Here is a 19079-nt window from a genome sequence, read left to right on the forward strand (position 1 = left end):
CGATCTCAACAACAATGGCGGCCGCTATCCGCAGGCAGCAGTGCCTGCACAGCCGGCCTATCCGCCGGCCCAGCCCGGCTATCCGGCGCCGGCTGCCGGCGGCGGTGTGACGACCCTGCCGCCCTCGGCAACGCCGCGCGACGAGTTCGACCTCGGCATCGGCTACATGCAGCGCAAGGATTATGCGCTGGCCGAGCAGACCATGAAGGGCTTTGCGCAGAAATATCCGAGCGACCCGCTGCTCGGCGACGCGCAATATTGGCTCGGCGAAAGCTATTTCCAGCGCCAGCAATATCGTGACTCGGCGGAAGCCTTCCTCGCCGTCACCACCAAATACGACAAATCCGCCAAGGCGCCGGATGCGCTGTTGCGGCTTGGCCAGTCGCTCGCCGCACTGAAGGAGAAGGAGGCCGCCTGCGCCGCCTTCGGCGAGGTCGGCCGCAAATATCCGCGTGCGTCCGCCGGCGTCAAAGCCGCCGTCGACCGCGAGCAGAAGCGGGTGAAGTGCTGACGAGCCTGACAAGACCGATGGAGCTGCGCTAAACAGGCGGTCCATCCGCGGACGATTGCAGCGTCATGTCAGACGACGACAACTCACCAATCTCGGTGCGCGAGGCGAGGCGGCTCTTCGCCGACCTGAAGCACACGCCCGCGCTGGTGCTCGCAGTCTCCGGCGGACCCGACTCCGTCGCGCTGATGTGGCTTGCTGCGCGCTGGCGGCGCAGCCTCGCGCGCGGCCCGAAGCTCGTCGTCGTCACCGTCGATCACGGCCTGCGGCCGGAGGCAGCGCGCGAGGCACGCGAGGTCAAGCGGCAGGCGACTGCGCTGGCGCTGACGCACCGGACCCTGCGCTGGCGTGGTGCAAAGCCGAAGACGGGTCTGCCCGCCGCGGCGCGCGACGCCCGCTACCGTCTGCTTACGCAGGCCGCGCGCGCCATCGGTGCGACCCATGTGCTGACCGCGCATACCCGCGACGACCAGGCCGAAACCCTGTTGATGCGGCTGTTGCGCGGCAGCGGCATCGCAGGCCTGTCGGCGATGGCGCGCGTCACGATGCGCGACGGCATCGTGCTGGCGCGGCCGCTGCTCGATGTCCCGAAGTCGCAGCTGGTCGCGACCCTGAAGCGGGCCAGGCTCGGCTTTGCCGATGATCCCACCAACCGCGACGCTGCATTTACGCGGCCGCGGCTGCGCGCGCTGTTGCCGCAGCTCGCGAGCGAAGGCGGCGATGCGCGTAATCTGGTGCGGCTCGCAGGCAGGATCGCCAGGGCCAACGCGGCGGTCGACGTGTTGACCGACGGCGCCGAGCGCTTCCTTCGCCTTCGGGATCGTGGTCTTGAGGATCGCGGCGATGCGCCGCATGGCCCGGGCGCACGAAGCTTCGAGGCTAAAGCCTTCGCCACCCTGCCGGAGGAGGTCCGGCTGCGGCTGCTGCTGCGGGCCATCGACGCCCTCGGGCATGAGGGACCGGCGGAACTCGGCAAGGTCGAAACCCTCCTGGCCGCGCTGGATCAGGCCATCCTTGATCAGACCATGGCCGGGACCCGCCGCTCACCCGCAAAGGGCCGTCCCATCCTGAAGCAGACCCTTGCGGGAGCCTTGATCAGCCTTGCCGGGGGGCGTATCCACGTCGTGCCGGCGCCGGCCCGGCGGCGCAAGAAGGCTGATAAGAAGGCTGACAAGGGCGGATCATGACACCGGCCGGCTCAGTGGCGCGCCGTCAGGCCACCTTAACCAGGCGGGAAAAACCCCGAATCCGGCGCCATTATTTCAGCGGGAATCGCTCTAAGATGGGATAAATAGTCCCATCTCGTTCCCTTGGCAGCGACCGGGGCGGCACCTAAATTGTATCCGTCTAACAGAGAGGATTCCTTGGGGATTTCCTCGTACTGCACAAACAACGACCCAAGATAACGACCCAAGGATCAGGCCGCGATCCGCGCGACCACGAAGGAAGATCGATGAACGCCAATCTGCGCAATTTCGCCCTCTGGGTCATCATTGTCTTGTTGCTGCTGGCGTTGTTCACGCTCTTTCAGAATCCGGGTCAGCGCGCCTCCTCGCAGGACATCGCCTTCTCCCAGCTCCTGAGCGAAGTTGACCGCGGCAATGTGCGCGACGTCGTGATCCAGGGGCCGGATATCCACGGCACCTTCACCAACGGCTCCAGCTTCCAGACCTATGCGCCGAGCGACCCGACGCTGGTGAAGCGCCTCTATGACAGCAAGGTCCAGATCACCGCGAAGCCGCCCGGCGACAACGTGCCGTGGTTCGTCTCGCTGCTGGTCTCCTGGCTGCCCTTCATCGCGCTGATCGGCGTCTGGATCTTCCTGTCGCGACAGATGCAGGGCGGCGCCGGCAAGGCGATGGGCTTCGGCAAGTCGCGTGCGAAAATGCTGACTGAAGCGCATGGCCGCGTCACCTTCGAGGACGTCGCCGGCGTCGACGAGGCCAAGCAGGACCTCCAGGAGATCGTCGAATTCCTGCGCGACCCCGGCAAATTCCAGCGCCTCGGCGGTCGTATCCCGCGCGGCGTGCTGCTGGTCGGACCACCCGGCACCGGTAAGACGCTGATCGCACGCGCGGTCGCGGGCGAAGCCAACGTGCCGTTCTTCACCATCTCCGGCTCTGACTTTGTCGAGATGTTCGTCGGTGTCGGCGCCTCGCGCGTGCGCGACATGTTCGAGCAGGCCAAGAAGAACGCGCCCTGCATCATCTTCATCGACGAAATCGACGCCGTCGGTCGTCACCGTGGCGCCGGTCTCGGCGGCGGCAATGACGAGCGCGAGCAGACGCTGAACCAGTTGCTGGTCGAGATGGACGGCTTCGAGGCGAATGAGGGCGTGATCCTGATCGCCGCGACCAACCGTCCCGACGTGCTCGATCCCGCGCTGCTGCGTCCCGGCCGCTTTGACCGTCAGGTCGTGGTGCCCAACCCGGACGTCGTCGGCCGCGAGCAGATCCTCAAGGTCCACGTCCGCAAGGTGCCGCTGGCGCCGGATATCAACCTCAAGACCATCGCGCGCGGTACGCCGGGCTTCTCCGGCGCCGACCTGATGAACCTCGTCAACGAAGCAGCCCTCACCGCCGCCCGCCGCAACAAGCGGATGGTGACGCAGGCCGAGTTCGAAGAGGCCAAGGACAAGGTGATGATGGGCGCCGAGCGCAAGTCGCTCGTCATGACCGAGGAAGAGAAGCTGTTGACGGCCTATCACGAGGGCGGCCACGCCATCGTCGGCCTCAACGTCGTCGCGACCGATCCGATCCACAAGGCGACCATCATTCCGCGCGGCCGTGCGCTCGGCATGGTGATGCAGCTGCCCGAGCGCGACAAGCTGTCGATGTCGCTCGAACAGATGACGTCGCGTCTCGCCATCATGATGGGCGGCCGTGTCGCCGAAGAGCTGATCTTCGGCCGCGAAAAGGTCACCTCGGGTGCGTCCTCCGACATCGAGCAGGCCACGCGCTTGGCCCGCATGATGGTGACGCGCTGGGGCCTGTCCGAGGCGCTCGGCACCGTGTCCTATGGCGAAAACCAGGACGAGGTTTTCCTCGGCATGTCGGTGTCGCGCACCCAGAACGCCTCGGAGGCGACGGTCCAGAAGATCGACACCGAGATCAGGCGTTTCGTCGAAGAGGGCTACAACGAAGCGACGCGCATTCTCACCGAGAAGCGCGCCGATCTTGAAGCGCTCGCCAAGGGCCTGCTCGAGTTCGAGACGCTCTCCGGCGACGAGATCATCGACCTGCTCAAGGGCAAGAAGCCGAACCGCGAGTCCGTGCTCGAGCCGACCACGCCGCGCGCCTCCGCCGTGCCGCCGGCCGGCAAGTCGCGCCCGCGGCCCGATCCGGATCCCGGCCTGGAGCCGCAGCCGCAGGCGTAACATCTCTCGCGCCGTGGCCGGCTATTCCGGCAAACCGTTAGTGCAAAAGCTCGGCATCAAGCCGGGCTTTTGTATTTTTGTGGATGGCCTCTCAATTGCCTATGCCGATGTCGTCGGTCCATTGCCTGACGATGTGAGGATTGCAACCACCGCCAAGGCGCCGCTCGACATGGTGCATGTCTTCGCGACCGAAGCCAAAGGCCTCGCCGCCAAATTGCGCGGCTACCGCAAGGCGATCGCGCCCAATGGGATGATCTGGGCGTCATGGCCAAAGAAGGCTTCAGGCGTTGTGACCGACGTGACGGAAGCCCTGGTGCGCGAGACCGCGCTCGCCAACGGCCTCGTCGATATCAAGATCTGCGCCGTCGACGAGATCTGGTCCGGCCTCAAGCTCGTGATCCCCGTCAAGGACCGCAAGGCAAAGTAGGGTGGGCAAAGGCGCGAAGCGCCGTGCCCACCATCTCACAGCGCGTCCGGGACACGAGACCGTTCGCCGTGCCCGCCATCTCTCGGCAGTCGCGACAGAAGTGGTGGGCACGCTTGCGCTTTGCCCACCCTACGATAGCTGTCACTTATAATGAGTGGAGTCAGTGCCGATGTCGTGGCATGCTTCCCTCAAATAAAGGTGCGGCGCGATCGCACCAGCAAAGGGGAGGGGAAGCCGATGCGTTTGGCATGGAGCGCGCTTGGCGCCGTTTCAATCCTGCTATTACCTGCCGCGTCGCTTGCCGCCGAGATGCGCGGCGTCACCGCGACCGAAATCAGAATAGGCCAGACCATGCCCTATAGCGGGCCGGTGTCCGCCTTTGGCGCGCTCGGCAAGGGCGAGGTCGGCTACTTCAAGATGTTGAACGACAGAGGCGGCATCAACGGCCGCAAGGTCAATTTGATTTCGCTCGACGACAGCTACGCGCCGCCGAAATCGGTCGAGCAGACCCGCAGGCTGGTGGAGAGCGACGAGGTCGCGCTGATCTTCTCCTCGATCGGCACCGCCCACAACACCGCGATCGCGAAATATCTCCAGAGCAAGAACCTGCCGCAGCTCTTCATAGGCTCCGGCGCCTCGAAATTCGCCGATATCGCGCAATATCCGCAGGCGACGATGGGCGTGCAGGCGCCGTTCCGCTACGAGGCGCGGCTCTATGCGCGGTATGCGCTGGCGAAGAACCCGAATGCGAAATTCGCCGTGATCTCGCAGAACGACGATTACGGCCGCGACTATCTCGCGGGCCTCAAGGATGTGCTCGGCGAGAAATACGACGCCCTCGTCACCAATGCGACCTACGAGATCCAGGACCCGACCATCGATTCCCAGATCGTGAAATTGAAAGCATCAGGCGCGGACGTGTTCGTGATCGCGGCGACGCCGAAATTCGCGGCCCAAGCGATCCGCAAATCCTTCGAGATCGGCTGGCGGCCGATGACCTTCCTGTCGAATGTCGCGGTCTGGATCTCGACCGTGATGGAGCCCGCAGGCCTGGAAGCCGGCACCGGCATTCTCTCCACCGCCTACGTGAAGGACCCCGACGATCCCGCCTGGAAGGACGATCCCGGCGTCAAGGACTGGCACGCGTTCATGACGAAATATGTGCCGGAGGCCGACCAGCACGACACCAACTACGTCAATTCCTACAACAGCGCGATGGCGCTGGAGGTGGTGCTGAAAGCCTGCGGCGATGATCTCTCGACCGAGAACATCTTGAAGCAGGCGTTCGCGATCCATGATCTCGAACTGCCGATGCTGTTGCCCGGCATCAGGATCAACACCAGCGCGACCGATCACGTCCCGGTCGACCAGATGCAGTTCATGCGCTTCAACGGCAAGACCTGGGAGCGCTTTGGCGAGTTGCAGACGGGGAATTGATAGCTAACGCGGAGGCCTGCATGGTTCGAGACGCCCGCTTTGGCGGGCTCCTCATGAAAAGTCCATGAACTTGATCAGCTATCCGGAGAGCGGCGCCGTGCGAGGCGCGGATTGGCTGTTGGGGGCATGAGTACGATCTTCGAAACCACCAAAGCCGCCCTCTGGTCGGTGTTTGACTACGAAAGACCTCCTGAGCTTCAGCGATGGATATTCAAACAAGTGCCACGAGATCACGGCTGCCATTAGCGTGAGTGGAAACCCGGCAAAAAATAACGTCCACCATCGGTCACCGATCCAGGCCTCGGGGAAATAGTGGATCAGCAATTGGAGGAACGGCGTATGGTAGAGATATAGCCCGTATGAATAGTCACCGGTCCCGAATCCGGGAAGACGAGGCATCGGCGAAAGCCCAATCATCACAGTCAAATATCCGATGAGCGGAAGCATGATGGAGACGATCGTGGAATTGCTAAGCAAGACCGCAGCATCGCCAAACGCGCTCACCAGGATCGCCACACACACTAAGCCAATCGCGATCGTTCGGGAGAACGGCACGTAGTACCGCAGTTGGTAAAGGACAATTCCGATCAAAAAAGAGGGCCAAAGTAATGACCCGAAGGAAGAGAAGATTTGCATCGCAAGGTTTTCGAGAATCGATACATGATCGCCTACCAGATACGATGTCGCGAGCCTGAGCGGAGTCCCGACGATCAAAACGGCGTAAGTGAACAGTAATACCAATGCTGGGCGTTTGATTGCTCCGGAAATCATCAGTCCGGCGATAATGGCGTAACAACCGATTTCGAAGGGGATCGTCCAAAGCGCCCCATTTACCTCTGGCTTTGGATTGCTCTCAAACACACCCGGAAGGGAGTATTGCATCCAGCCCGTGAGATTGAGGAAGTAGGTAAAGAAATTTGCGTCCGTAAAATACTGCCTTGCAGGCAGTGTCGTCACCAGCGGACCAATTAGAAGTGCTGCGAAAACGATGTCGGCAAAGAGTGCTGGCAAGATGCGCGCCGCACGGTTCAACAGGAAGCTTTTCGTAGAGAGGCGCATGCTGCTTCCCGCTACGAGAAATCCGCTTAAAGCAAAAAACATGGGCACTAGCATGTATTGGGAAAACCAAAAGGCGGAGGCCTTTGCCGTTTCCACATGCCCGGTCAGCCACGCGGTGTGCCAGCCGATGATGCCGGCCGCCAAAAATATGCGCAGGAAATCGAACCCTTGGGCGAAACCTCCTTGCTCGTCCAGGGCGGAACCCAAGGTGCGCATCCAGTACCTTTCCGGGCCAGGGGGCCGCGTAGAAGGGGGGCTTGGTCACAACCTGGACGGGCGCGAACTAAAATTCTCTTAAGGCCTCTGACAAGAGTCGCTGTGGTTGCATCGACGGAGCGAACACGACCAAGCGTGCAGGCGCTGGAGATGGTCCTGAAAGCCTGCGGCGATGGTCTCTCCGCCGAGAACATTTTGAAGCAGGCGTTTTCGATCCGCGATCTCGAACTGCCGATGCTGTTGCCCAGCATCTAGATCAACACCGGCACGACCGACCACATCCCGGTCGATCAGATGCAGTTCATGTGCTTTAACGGCAAGAGTTGGGAGCACTTTGGCGAATTGCAGACGGGGAATTAATGGCTAATGCGGGGTCAGTGACCTCAAGGAAGGCTTCAATGATCCTTGGGCTTCAATGCTCCTCCCCCTTGAAGAGATGCCCGCCAGATCACGAACAGGGTATCGTGGCGGGGCTAAAATGCCTCTTGCTGGCCATGATTTCGAGCGTACATTCGACCGATCTGGGCGATGGCAGGGCAGTTGCAATGACGGCTCAGTCCCACAAGACGGCAGAAGAGGAGTACGAGGAGCAGGTTCGCATCCTCGTCCGTATCGTTTCAGCCTCTACTTTGGGGCTTCTCGCTTTCGCTGGGGGCCTGCTGATCGGGACCTTTCTGTTTTCGTGATCGAAGATGAATGACCGGCTCTCCTTGAGCTGCGTCTCACTTCGACGTCGTAGCGGCCGTGCCTTCCGCATTGCCCGCACATGGATCACCGCGATCTTGTCACCATGGACCCGCTTCCAGCCCTTGATGCGATCCAGGATCTGGGCGGCGGGCGAATCCGCGGTGAGCAGCGTCGCGTCGATCCTGTTGTGGTCGAGCCTGCGCAGCAGGCCGGGCGCGTCGACCGCCGCAACCGGCGTCTGCGCCGCGGTGAGCGCGATGGGCCCGGACGGGCGATTGGAAGGTGTGGTTCGCGCTCTCTTACCTGCGCACGCGCCAGACAATCCAGCCGGGTTTCGACACGGCATGCACTGGCTCCAGATAGTCTGGAGCCTCGCCGCGGCCGAGATGCGCGGCGAGGCCTTCCGGCGCGATGCGGACGAGATCCTCCTGATCGAAGGAGCGGTTGCACGTCAGGATGTAGTCGACCTGTCGTGCGCGGAGCATTTCGCGCGCGGCCTCAGGTGTTCCCGCCATCGTATGCACCATGACGAGGTTGCCGTCATTGTTGCGGTGGTAGGGACCAGCGAAGACGGAGTGTTCCGTCGCGGCCAGGATCGCAGGACCCGAATCGATCGGCGCCATCACTCGCCCGGGCGGCAGGTCGGCGAGCGGCGCGGCGCTGGAGATGGTCTGGCAGGAAGCGGCGGGATCAGCGAGCGCGATCTCTTGTCCGCCCGTGCCGGCGGCGAGCGCCGGCCAGACCGCAAAACCGATGCCGCCAAGTGTGGCGGGCGACACGAGCAGCGCCACACGTACCAGCCGCCAACCGGCTACGACATTCGTGCGAAGCCTGGCAATTCCGACGACGCATAGTGGGGCGGCAACGATGTTAGCGGCAGCGGCGCCGCGCAATTCCCACAGGCTCTCGCCGAACAGCGCTGCGAGCGTGACGGTCGAGACGATCCAGCGAAAGCGCGTTTGCGGCGTGCAGCCGATCATGGCAGCGACACACAGGCCGAGCGTCAGCAATGGAAAAGCATAGTAGCCCAGCAGCTTTTGTGGCTGCATCTGTGTCAGTTCCGTCACCGGCATGGTCTCGGCGACGCGGCCAAGCCAGAAGCTGACGAGCAGGGGATCGACCTGCGCATAGGGCGACGCAACGCAGCTCGGGTATGACTTGAAGAATGCGCCCAGCAGGAGCGCACCGGCGAGCGCGCTCGCCGTCAGCCGCGTCCACAAGCACTCGCGCAGGCGGCTAACACCGGCAACCGCGAGCAGCGCGATGCCGCCGCCCGCGCACAAGAGCAGGATGGGTCCTCCGAAGGCATCACAGACCGGCCTGAGGAGACTGTCTATCGGGAGCAGCAGCAGCGCCAGCAGCAGTGACGACCCGGCAAGGCCTGCACCAAAGGCGCAGGCGGGGCGCAAGACTTCAGTGCCTTTCCACACCAAGAGTCCCACTACGGCCGCGCTCGCCACGGCGATGGCGGGCAGCATTTCCAATCCGACCGACAGCGAAAGCGCCGCGAGGAATCCCGCCAAAGCCGCCTTGGCTGCATGGTGCTCCAGATCGGAGACGCAGAGCACAAAGCCGAGCAACAGCACGATCTGTAGATTGTGATGGTCGATCGCGCCGGCGCGGAAGTGGATCAGGGCAGGAATCGACAACGCCGTAACCAGAATCGTCGCAAGCAGTGTCCGCGGCCGGTCTGCCGGGGCGCTTGCCTGACTTGCGATCGTCGCTGCGAGCCATAGCGCTGCGCCCATCAACAGCGACGGCCACAGCACCAGCGTGAGCGCTTCGGCATGATGCTGGCCGAGCAGCGGCCGGAACAAGAGGATCAGCATGGCCAGGGGCGCATCGACGATGCGGGACCAGTGCATGACAATTCCGGGCGGGTCGAGCCGGTATTGGGTCAGGTCAAACCAGCCTTGGCCGGCCAGAAGATCGCGCACTTCGACCAGACGCATGGCGTCGTCGGTCGACAGCGCGTCGAACACGCCGGTCTTGATCGCAGGAAGTCCGAGCGCCACCACGATCACCGCCCAAGCCATCGTGAGCACGATCGCAGGCTTCGGCCCCGCGGCCGATCGTTGCGCGGTCGGTGGGATGAGCGGCGACATTGTCCGGCGTCTCAATTTGAGTGCGCGGGCATGGGCGTGTTGCCCGTACTCGGCTGGTCATCGCGAACATGGATCACGGCGATGTCGTCGGCGTAGAGCCGCTTCCAACCCTTGATGTGATCGAGCACTTGGGCAGCGGGAGCGTCGGCGACCATCAGCGTGGCGTCGATCTGGTACTCCTCGAGCAGCCGCGTCAGATTGTCGAGCTTCTTGACCTCGACAGCCTTGAAGAAGTCCATCACGAATTTCTCGCCATAGAGCTCGGCGCGGCCGTCGACGAAGACCGGGATGTCGCGCGAGATCAGATAGCCGCCGAATTGGTAGGCGTTGAAGATGCGCTGCGCCTTGCGCTGCTGGAGCAGGTCGACGGCGGCGACCGGTGTCTGGCCCATCGTGAAGGTGAAGCGATGATGCGACATGTAGATCGAGGTCGAGGTCCAGGCCGCGGCCGCGATCATCAGCGCACCCAAAGCGGTGACATAGCGGGCCGGCCAGCTCTCGGTGGCTTGCTCGGTATCTTGCGCGTCAGGTTGCGGCAGGGGCGATTTTTCGCCGAGCGGCTTGGCCAGCACCAGCGGCACCAGGAACGCAAAAGCCTCGATGCTCCTGACATGGGTGAGCCCCATCCAGGTGAAGAGCAGGATCAGGAGAATGCGCGGCGGCGATAGCGTCAGGCCACGAAACAGGCCGATTGCGATCAGGCCGAGCAGCGCGCCTTCGAACGCGGAAAACGTGGCAAAATTCGCCGGCATCCATTCGGAGATGACCGACAACAGCTCGCCGAGATTGAGGATGTTGGTGGCGCCGAGCAGCGTGCGCCAGCCATAGGGCGTGACGCAGGCAGCAAGCATGGCCGCGACGCCGAACAGGAACCAGCGCGCGAGCAGCCGCACCTGCTTGCCGGAGGAATCGAGAGTCCAGATCGCCTCGAGCGCCATCGGGCCGATCAGCGCGAGGCCGAGCACGAAGCCGCCATGCAAATTCGCCCACAGCGACATCAGCGGCAGCCAATACCAGGACGGCGTGCCCTTGCGGTCGGCCGCCGCCATCAGCATACCGACCCACGCGATCATCACGGGCAGCGCCAGGATATGCGGCCGCGCCAGGATGTGATGCAGCGACAATACGACCGCCAGCATCGCGAACAGCACGGAGCGCGGCATCTCGAGATGCGCATCGAGCAGACCAACGAAGATCGCCGCCGACGCTGCAATCGCAAGCGCGGTGAGGATCACCGGCCCGGCCCAGTCCCATTGCGCATAGGAGAAGGCGAACAGCACCTGCGACAGCCATGACGTCGAGATCCAGGGCGCGCCCGGCCGCGTGAAGGAATAGAAGTCGGTGTAGGGCAGGGCGTGGTGATCGAGGATCCACTGCCCGATCTTGATCTGCCAGAACGAGTCTGAGTCCTGCAGCAGCGTGTCGCCGATATAGAGGAAGAAGAGATAGGCGCCCGCGCCGACGCACAGCGGCACCAGCGCGCGCGCGCGGCTCTGTACTGCGATGCTGTTGGTGAAGGAAAGGGACATGCCGCCTCGTCTTGTTCTTGGTCCTGTTGGCCGAGCGGGCGGCATTGGACCACGGCCGGTTATAACTTCCAGTAAATCGGCGGAGCTAGAGCGTTTTCGAGCGAAGTGGATGCCGGTTCGCGTCAAGAAAACGCGTCAAAACCAGAACCCAGAGCCCGTTCCGATTCCATCGGAACGGAAAGGGCTCTGGCACTGCTTGATGTCCTCGCAATTTAACCGATTGTTTTATATTTCGGTTTACCATCGTCGAATACACGCAAACCGCTCTGTGTTTACGCAGCCGAATTAACTGCGGCGCAATTCTTTGCCCCTACGTTCGGTTCCATGGTCGGGCGGCGCTGGGAAGCCGAATAAGACCAGACCAGTTGTAGCCTCGTGTCCTCTTTGGGAGCAGTTTATGAAGAACCTCGTTTCGCGTTTCGTGAAGGATGAATCCGGCGCCACCGCCATCGAATACGGCCTGATCGCTGCCGGCATCGCGCTGGCGATCATCACCGTCGTCAACAACCTCGGCACCACGCTGAACGCCAAGTTCGGCTCGATCTCGTCCAGCCTCAAGTAAGAGCTGACGAACCTGGAATAAAAAGAGCCTCGTCATTGACGGGGCTCTTTTGCTTTGTCCGAAGCGTTTTCGAGCGAAGTGGATACCGGTTCGCGTCAAGAAAACGCGTCAAAACAAAAAGAACGATCGGCGCGCGGCATTCGACAGTCAGGCTTAAGCCTCCTTCAAGTCACTCGGGTGTACGGGTTGGATGCACCTGCGTCACTGCGTTGCGTCAAAGGAAGCCGCAAAGGAAGCCGAATGGCTGAAGTCTCGTCCATCCCGCCTGCTGTCGGCCATCACGGCGCGGTTCCTGCGACGCTCATCAAGATCTCCTTCGTGCTGGCGATCGTCACGCTGGCGTATTTTCCGTCGGCCTATCTCACTCACGTGTGGATCTTCGGCGCGGACGGACGCGGAATCCCGACCGACTTCGTCAACGTCTGGGCGGCCGGAAAATTGGTGCTCGAGGGCCATCCCGCGCAGGCCTGGGATTGGGACATCCAGAAGCAGGTCGAGCTCGACCTGCTCAAGCAGGATTTCGTCGGCCATTTCGCCTGGCACTATCCGCCGCCCTTCCTCTTCGTCGCATCGTTCCTGGCGAAGTTTCCTTATGCCGCGGCGTTCATCGGCTGGGCCGCCTTCAGCATGCTGCCCTATCTCGCGGTGATGCGCGCGATCATCGGGCGCAACGCCGGCCTGGTGCTTGCGATTGGATTTCCTGCGGCGTTCATCAACATCCTGGTCGGGCAGAACGGTTTCCTGACGGCGTCGCTGATCGGCGGCATGCTCTACCTGTTGCCGACGCGGCCGGTGCTGGCCGGAATCTGTCTCGGCCTTCTGAGCTACAAGCCGCAATACGGACTGCTGTTTCCACTGGTCCTGATCGCTGCCGCCGAATGGACGGTGCTCGTCACCGCCGCAATCGTCGCCGCCGCGATCGCTGCGGTGTCGTGGCTGGCCTTCGGTACCGAAAGCTGGCAGGCCTTCTTCCACTGGATTCCGATGTTCTCGCAGGCCTTCCTCACCGAAGGCCGCGCGCCCTGGTTCAAGATGCAAAGCATCTTCTCGTTCGTGCGCTATGTTGGGGGCACCGAGCAGCTCGCGTGGATATTCCAGTGGGTGTTGACGGCCGCGGTTGCCGTCGTGCTGGTCGTGATGTGGCGCAGCAGGCTGCCCTACGCACTGAAGGCCGCGATGCTTGCGGCGGCAACGCTGCTCACGACACCGTATCTCTTCATGTATGACCTCGTGGTGCTGGCCATCGCGATTGCCTTTCTCATCCGCGCCGGACTCGACGAAGGTTTCGCGCGCCACGAGGTGATGGCACTGGTCCTCGTCTTCGCGCTGCTCGCGACCTTCCTGTTTCTCGGTCAGCCGGTGGGCTTCCCGGCGATCCTCATCGTCTTCGGGTTGATCCTCGGCCGTTGCGCAGCGTGGCGCTCGGCCGAGGCCGCATCGATGCAGCTCGCCACTACACGAGCGTGATCAGCAGAGCAGCGTCAGCGCATTTGCTTCTTGTCATCCTCCCTGAATAGTTGTTCAGTCCTTGCGGGACGATTTGCGGCGAAATCGGTGACGAAGCGTTGGTCCGCGGGGGCGTGAGACTGGCGTCGAGTGGGACAGGAAGCGCGCCATGGTCTATCGGCGGACGCATCAAGTGGTTAAGCGTCTTGCGGCTCGGCGCAGCGCCATTCTGGCGGCGGCGAGGGAGGCCGCGGCGGAAGGCGGGATGGCGGCGGTGCAGATCGCGCCGGTCGCAGTCCGGGCCAGTGTGGCGGCCGGCACCGTCTATCGCTACTTCCCCTCCAAGGCCGAGCTGATCTCCGAATTGATTTCCGAGGTGTCCCGCGACGAGCTCGCGGCGATCCGCCGGGCAGCCGATGCCGCACCTGGCCCGTCCTCGGCGCTGGCGGCCGCCGTGACCACCGTGGCCGTCCATACCCTGTCGCAGCGCCGGCTGGCCTGGGGCATTCTGGCCGAGCCGGTCGATGTCGACGTCAGCGCCTCCAGGCTTGCCAGCCGGCGCGAGATCGCCGGCGAAATCGCTGGCCGGATCGACGCCGCCGTGCGCGCCGGCCATCTGCCGGCGCAGGACACCGCGCTCGCCGCGACCGCGCTGCTCGGTGCGCTGCATGAGGCGCTGGTCGGGCCGCTCGCGCCCGACAATCTCGAAGATCCCGCCAAGATGCGCGATGCCGTGCAGACCGTGACGCTGCTCGCACTGCGCGCCGTCGGCGTCATGGACGCCCGCGCCCGCGGCCTGGTGGTGCAGCAGACGCTGTTGCCGGCCGCGAAAGCGCTGGTCGGAGCCTGAGCCGAGCCTGATCTAGGCCCGGTGCGCCTCGCGGTCTGATCGGCCCGACGTATCAACGGCTTCGCTCAATCCACCGCGCATGGCGCCGCCTTTCTGTCGCCTCTGATACGTTTTGCAATTCCATGAGATCGCACGAATGGGCGATCATCCCATTTTTGATGTTTTAGGAAGCTGGCCAGGCCGGGTTCCGACTCAGCGTGCCTTCGAGGCACGTGGCTTCCTGATCCCGGCCGCTTGGCAGAACAGGATGATCGAGTTCTGCGGAGCCAGCCAGGCGGATTTGCTCAATCGTTATTGGGATGAGGTAGCGATGGAGACGATGCGATCTATCGGAAAGGTGCATTCGGACCTCAGGAGATTCCTCATTGAGCCGCGATATCGCTCTGCCTTTCTGGATGATCTGTTTGCTCGGAGGGATTTCGCCGACCCCGCTGTTCCGAATGGGCCTCTCATCAAAGGCTTGCTCGATCATTTCAAAAGAGCATGGAGCGATCGGGAGTTTCGAGATAAAGACATAGCCTTTCGAAAAGAGTTACAGAAGCGCGAGTGCACACGTCTGGGAATCCAGACGACAGGATGGACCGGAAAAAAGCGGGGTATCGTTCCTTTTGTTGATGAGTTCTGTGTTGCGCTCGCATTCAAGCGTCGCCGTAACCGTTGGCATAAGAATCTGGGTTGTGGCCTTATCTTCGAAGTTGGCCTAGACCTCGGCGGCGACCCCCAGCGGGTGGGAGCTCCCCTGGTTTTTCGGATATTCCATGAGAGTGATCCAGAATGTGTTTTTGAAATGGGAGGGAATGAAGCGTTTGACCGGCTCATTTGCGGAAGCCGATTGTATTGGGCATCTGTTGATCCCGACGAATGTATTCTCGGAATCCGGACTTACATTGAGCTATTCGACGCTATCGCTGCATCGTTTGGGGCTTCTCAGCAGGCCCAGAATCTGAAGTAGCTGTGACCTCTGTAAATTGCTGCAAAGCTCTGCAATTAATGCGGAGACAAGCAGTTGGACTGCACCCCGTAAGTGAGACACGGTAATTGCAGTGACAGGCTCATTTTTAGGATGACCTGTGGTAGCAAAAATGAAGATCCGTCGGTTTGCGACGGCGTTCAAATTGAAGGAGATCAAGCGAGCTGAAGGCAGCGAAGGCGTTTCGCCTGTGGCCCCAAGCTTGGGATATCGCGCAGGCTCCGATCGCTACAGGCGGATGACAGAAAGTGCTCTGTGCTCGGGCGACGCCAGGACTAGCGGTCCGACATGGGCAGCCCCGGCAACACTTCCGACGGATTTTCCGAAGATGATACAATGCCCCTGTTTTGCCCGACGAGTCAAACGGCACCGTCACTCGCGTAAGTCATTGATCCCGCAGCCGCGGCTACTGTGCATGGGGTTGTTTTCGACTTTTTTGTCGAAGGGCCTCGCGGGAGATCAGATATCCGGGTTGCCCTCGGGGCCGACGGAGGCGATGCGCACCATGTTGGTGGTGCCGGGGATGCCGAGCGGCACGCCGGCGACGATGATCACGCGCTGGCCGGCGCGGACGAAGCCGTCGCGGAATGCGATCTGGCCGGCGCGGCTCACCATGTCGTCCTGGTCGCGCGCATCTTCGGCCACCACGCAATGCACGCCCCAGACCACCGCGAGGCGACGTCCGGCGGTGATGTTCGGCGTGATTGCCACGATCGGCGGCTTCGGCCGCTCGCGCGCCACGCGCGCCGCGGTCGAGCCCGAGCTGGTCCAGCAGATCAAAGCGGGCAGGTCGAGCGTCTCGGCGATCTGCCGCGCGGCGTCCGCGATGGCATCGCCGGCGGTGGATTCCGGCGCGGGGCGCTGTGCCATGATGACGTCCCGATAAATCGGGTCGCGCTCCACTTCTTCGCCAATACGGTTCATGGTCGAGACTGCCTCGACCGGGAATTTGCCGGCTGCCGATTCCGCCGACAGCATGATGGCGTCGGCGCCTTCATAGACGGCGGTGGCGACGTCGGAGACTTCGGCGCGGGTCGGCACCGGCGACTGGATCATCGATTCCAGCATTTGCGTTGCGATCACCACCGGCTTGCCGGCGCGGCGCGCCATCCGCGTCATCTGCTTCTGGAGGCTCGGCACGCGCTCCAGCGGCATCTCGACGCCAAGGTCGCCGCGCGCCACCATCAGCGCGTCGGAGGCCTCGATGATCTCGGCGAGGCGGTCGATGGCCTGCGGCTTCTCGATCTTGGCCATCACCGCGGCGCGGCCGCGGATTATCTTCTTGGCTTCGATGACGTCGTCGGCGCGCTGCACGAAGGACAGCGCGATCCAGTCGACGCCGGTGACCAGCGCGGCCTCGAGGTCGGCGCGGTCCTTCGATGTCATCGCCGAGACCGGCAGATCGGTGTCCGGCAGGCTGACGCCCTTGCGGTCGGACATCCTGCCGCCGACCACGACACGGGTGACCGCATGCTCTTTCGTGGTCTCTTCCGCAATCAGCCGCACCTTGCCGTCGTCGAGCAGCAGCGCATGGCCGGGCCGCAGCGCGGCCAAAATCTCCGGATGCGGGAGATTGACGCGGGTGGCGTCGCCCGGCGTCTTGTCGGAATCGAGCGTAAAGGACTGGCCGTTCTGGAGCTGGACCGCGCCTTCCGCGAAGGCGCCAAGCCTGAGCTTCGGTCCCTGGAGATCGACCAGAATACCGATCGGGCGGCCGTAGCTGCTTTCGACATTGCGGATCGTCGCCACCAACTCCCGCATCTTGTCATGCGGGGTGTGGCTCATGTTGATGCGGAACAGATCGGCGCCGGCCTCGAACAGGCGGCGGATCATCGCGAGATCTGAAGAAGCGGGTCCCAGGGTCGCGAGAATCTTGATACGGCGAAGGCGCCTCATGGCTTATTTCCAGGCGGGGGTGGCAGGCCGGGCGAGCCCGGGGGCGTAGCACCGGGCGGGCCGTTGGGCAAACCCGGAACGCCACCACCCGGGCCAACCGGGCCGGGCATGCCGGGCACGCGCGACTGCGCGGGTTGCTCGTTGGCGTCGGTGAGCTGGACCGTCCAGGCCCGCTGCTCGCCGGTATCGACCTCGAAATAGCCGGTCCGGTCATAGCCGCGCGCCAGGCAATCCTCGGTGCCACGGATCGTGAATTCCTTGTCGCGCGAGCACATGAAGGCCTGGCCGGACCATTCACCGCCGCGGTCATAGTCGATCGCATAGATGTAATAGTAGCGGGCGACCAGCGTGCCCCTGAGCAGCGTCTCGCAGGAGCGGGACGAGATGTTCCACCAGCCCTCGGTGGTCCAGCCTTCGGCGTCCTTGTAGCCGAGCGCAATGCCGACCCTGCTCGAGGTGTTGTTGCAGAGGCGGAAGTCCGCGGCGGCGGGGCTGCTCGAGAGACAGAACAGGGCAACCACCAGCACCGGGGCGAACCGGGCAAGCAGGCGGAGGGCGAGGCGGGGAGATTCGGCGATCATTGTCGCGGAAGCTATATCAGATCATTGACGATTTGGCGTAGAGGGCAGCGGAACCCGGTCCGGGCCGGCCTCGACTCCGTTTGCGCTGCGATATGGCAAAATCTGTGACGGGACCCCACCTGATCCCGTAAGGGTGACATCGGGTCTGAGCCAAGGGGTCCAGCTATGGCAATCGACGACAAAACCAGAACGGAGCTCGAGGCTGCCGCTTTCCGGCGCCTGGTCGAGCATCTGCGGACGCGGACCGACGTCCAGAACATCGATCTGATGAATCTGGCCGGCTTCTGCCGCAACTGCCTGTCCAACTGGCTCAAGGACGCCGCCGACGCGCAAGGCGTTGCCCTGAGCAAGGACGACAGCCGGGAGGCCGTCTACGGCATGCCCTACGAGACCTGGAAGGCAAAACATCAGGGCGCCGCCACGTCCGAGCAACTCGAAGCGATGAAGAAGGTCCATCCCGGGCACTAATCGGCCTGGGCGTGTTGAGTCGCACCACACAACAGCTTTCTTCAGCTTTCTTGGCTTTCCCGCAGGAAGGTGTGGGCGCGCTGTGGACGAGCGCGATGTTGCCTTGAACGCGGAGGCTGCCAACCCTAAGGGTCAGGCAGCACGCGCGGTGAGGATGCCGGCGTCACCTCGTTTTGCCAGTTCCATTGGGAGTACCAAGATGGCCACCTCCGCCGCCGTTCGCGACGATGAGCCCGCGACGAAATTTGCCAAGGACCAGCTCAAATCCATTATCGAGCGCATCGAGCGGCTGGAGGAAGAGAAGAAGGCGATTTCCGACGACATCCGCGACGTCTTCGCGGAAGCCAAGGGTAACGGCTACGACGTCAAGGCGCTGCGCACCATCGTGCGCATGCGCAAGCAGGACCCCAACGAGCGCGCCGAGGCCGAGACGATTCTCGAGACCTACATGCAGGCGCTGGGAATGATCTGAGGCCAGTGCTGTCGTCCTGCGAAAGCCAGGACGAGCCAGAGTTTGAGTCGGGAGAGACGTCGTGACTGTGCCGCCGCCGCCGCGTGAGGTGAGCCGTGCCTTCGACGCTCTTCCGGCGCCGATCGGCAAGCGGCTGCTTCAAGTGCGTGCGCTGATCTTCGCGACGGCGGCTGCGCATGACGAGGTCGGCCGGCTCACCGAAACCCTGAAATGGGGCGAGCCTGCTTATCTCACCGATGAGACCGGCAGTGGCTCCACGATCCGGCTCGGGCGCGTGAAGGACAGCGAGCACCCCGCCATCCTGTTCAACTGCAAGACGACGCTGGTCGACACTTTTCGCGAGCGCTTTCCCGATCAGTTCGAATATCGGCAGACACGGGCGTTATTGCTGAGCGTCGCCGGCGCGCTGCCGAAGCAGGAGCTCACGGTCTGCCTGTCGCTGGCGCTGACGTATCATCTGGATCGGCGGCGGAAGCGCTAGCAGCGCTTG

General features: G+C 63.0%; 18 protein-coding genes. 13 read left to right on the forward strand and 5 right to left on the reverse strand.

Features of this window, described 5'->3' with window-relative positions; all coding sequences use genetic code 11:
* The 5 genes from ybgF to UP06_RS11700 all read left to right on the forward strand — a co-directional run.
* Positions 1 to 511 (forward strand): tol-pal system protein YbgF (gene ybgF, locus UP06_RS42005; RefSeq protein ID WP_045002724.1); only part of this gene is annotated, 511 nt, incomplete at its 5' end.
* Positions 512 to 576: 65 nt separating this feature from the next.
* Positions 577 to 1695 (forward strand): tRNA lysidine(34) synthetase TilS, encoded by a 1119-nt coding sequence (tilS, locus tag UP06_RS11685; RefSeq protein ID WP_045002725.1) that lies wholly within the window; start codon positions 577 to 579, stop codon positions 1693 to 1695.
* A gap of 266 nt (positions 1696 to 1961) precedes the next feature.
* Complete coding sequence (gene ftsH / locus UP06_RS11690; RefSeq protein WP_007596301.1) at positions 1962 to 3884, forward strand: ATP-dependent zinc metalloprotease FtsH; 1923 nt, start codon at positions 1962 to 1964, stop codon at positions 3882 to 3884.
* 40 nt (positions 3885 to 3924) lie between these two features.
* Positions 3925 to 4311, forward strand: coding sequence for a DUF3052 domain-containing protein (locus UP06_RS11695; protein WP_245305454.1), 387 nt, complete (start codon positions 3925 to 3927; stop codon positions 4309 to 4311).
* 237 nt (positions 4312 to 4548) lie between these two features.
* Positions 4549 to 5748: an ABC transporter substrate-binding protein gene (locus UP06_RS11700; RefSeq protein ID WP_045002727.1), complete on the forward strand. Its 1200-nt coding sequence runs from the start codon at positions 4549 to 4551 to the stop codon at positions 5746 to 5748.
* 78 nt (positions 5749 to 5826) lie between these two features.
* Here UP06_RS11700 and UP06_RS11705 read toward each other — a convergent pair whose 3' ends face one another.
* Positions 5827 to 7014 carry an acyltransferase family protein gene (locus UP06_RS11705; RefSeq protein WP_197087188.1) on the reverse strand — a complete coding sequence of 396 codons (1188 nt, stop codon included), beginning with the start codon at positions 7012 to 7014 and terminating at the stop codon, positions 5827 to 5829.
* A 111-nt stretch (positions 7015 to 7125) separates the two neighbouring features.
* Between UP06_RS11705 and UP06_RS42010 the strand changes: the two genes are divergently transcribed.
* Entirely contained in the window at positions 7126 to 7278 is a 153-nt protein-coding gene (locus UP06_RS42010) for a hypothetical protein (RefSeq protein ID WP_245305455.1), read from the forward strand.
* A gap of 731 nt (positions 7279 to 8009) precedes the next feature.
* On the opposite strand, the gene UP06_RS11715 is transcribed toward UP06_RS42010, so the two are convergent.
* Together UP06_RS11715 and UP06_RS11720 are read right to left on the reverse strand one after the other, a co-directional pair.
* Positions 8010 to 9815, reverse strand: coding sequence for a hypothetical protein (locus tag UP06_RS11715; protein WP_045002729.1), 1806 nt, complete (start codon positions 9813 to 9815; stop codon positions 8010 to 8012).
* Between the two features lie 11 nt (positions 9816 to 9826).
* A complete protein-coding gene (locus UP06_RS11720) occupies positions 9827 to 11344 on the reverse strand; it encodes a hypothetical protein (protein WP_045002730.1) in 1518 nt (505 codons plus the stop codon).
* A gap of 397 nt (positions 11345 to 11741) precedes the next feature.
* On the opposite strand from UP06_RS11720, the gene UP06_RS11725 reads away from it, so the two are divergent.
* The 4 genes from UP06_RS11725 (at position 11742) to UP06_RS11740 (ending at position 15154) form a co-directional block, all read left to right on the forward strand.
* A complete protein-coding gene (locus tag UP06_RS11725) occupies positions 11742 to 11906 on the forward strand; it encodes a Flp family type IVb pilin (RefSeq protein WP_045002731.1) in 165 nt (54 codons plus the stop codon).
* Between the two features lie 240 nt (positions 11907 to 12146).
* The gene (locus tag UP06_RS11730; protein WP_045002732.1) at positions 12147 to 13373 is read left to right on the forward strand and encodes a glycosyltransferase family 87 protein; all 1227 of its coding nucleotides are present in this window, start codon (positions 12147 to 12149) and stop codon (positions 13371 to 13373) included.
* A gap of 148 nt (positions 13374 to 13521) precedes the next feature.
* On the forward strand, positions 13522 to 14202 hold the full coding sequence (locus tag UP06_RS11735) for a TetR family transcriptional regulator (RefSeq protein ID WP_045002733.1): 681 nt from the start codon (positions 13522 to 13524) through the stop codon (positions 14200 to 14202).
* A 136-nt stretch (positions 14203 to 14338) separates the two neighbouring features.
* Positions 14339 to 15154 carry a hypothetical protein gene (locus UP06_RS11740; protein ID WP_045002734.1) on the forward strand — a complete coding sequence of 272 codons (816 nt, stop codon included), beginning with the start codon at positions 14339 to 14341 and terminating at the stop codon, positions 15152 to 15154.
* A gap of 477 nt (positions 15155 to 15631) precedes the next feature.
* Here UP06_RS11740 and pyk read toward each other — a convergent pair whose 3' ends face one another.
* On the reverse strand, positions 15632 to 17068 hold the full coding sequence (gene pyk, locus UP06_RS11745) for a pyruvate kinase (RefSeq protein WP_045002735.1): 1437 nt from the start codon (positions 17066 to 17068) through the stop codon (positions 15632 to 15634).
* A complete protein-coding gene (locus tag UP06_RS11750; protein WP_045002736.1) occupies positions 17065 to 17649 on the reverse strand; it encodes a DUF1036 domain-containing protein in 585 nt (194 codons plus the stop codon). The genes pyk and UP06_RS11750 overlap by 4 nt, the downstream gene beginning before the upstream one ends.
* A gap of 165 nt (positions 17650 to 17814) precedes the next feature.
* Here UP06_RS11750 and UP06_RS11755 point away from each other — a divergent pair, with 165 nt between their 5' ends.
* The 3 genes from UP06_RS11755 to UP06_RS11765 all read left to right on the forward strand — a co-directional run bounded on the left by UP06_RS11755 (position 17815) and on the right by UP06_RS11765 (position 19070).
* Positions 17815 to 18117: a DUF1244 domain-containing protein gene (locus UP06_RS11755; protein WP_045002737.1), complete on the forward strand. Its 303-nt coding sequence runs from the start codon at positions 17815 to 17817 to the stop codon at positions 18115 to 18117.
* Between the two features lie 199 nt (positions 18118 to 18316).
* Positions 18317 to 18589 carry a DUF2312 domain-containing protein gene (locus UP06_RS11760; protein WP_007596286.1) on the forward strand — a complete coding sequence of 91 codons (273 nt, stop codon included), beginning with the start codon at positions 18317 to 18319 and terminating at the stop codon, positions 18587 to 18589.
* 61 nt (positions 18590 to 18650) lie between these two features.
* Complete coding sequence (locus tag UP06_RS11765) at positions 18651 to 19070, forward strand: hypothetical protein (protein WP_050031604.1); 420 nt, start codon at positions 18651 to 18653, stop codon at positions 19068 to 19070.
* Positions 19071 to 19079: the final 9 nt, after the last annotated feature.

It is taken from the genome of Bradyrhizobium sp. LTSP857, assembly GCF_000938285.1.
Classification (GTDB): domain Bacteria; phylum Pseudomonadota; class Alphaproteobacteria; order Rhizobiales; family Xanthobacteraceae; genus Bradyrhizobium.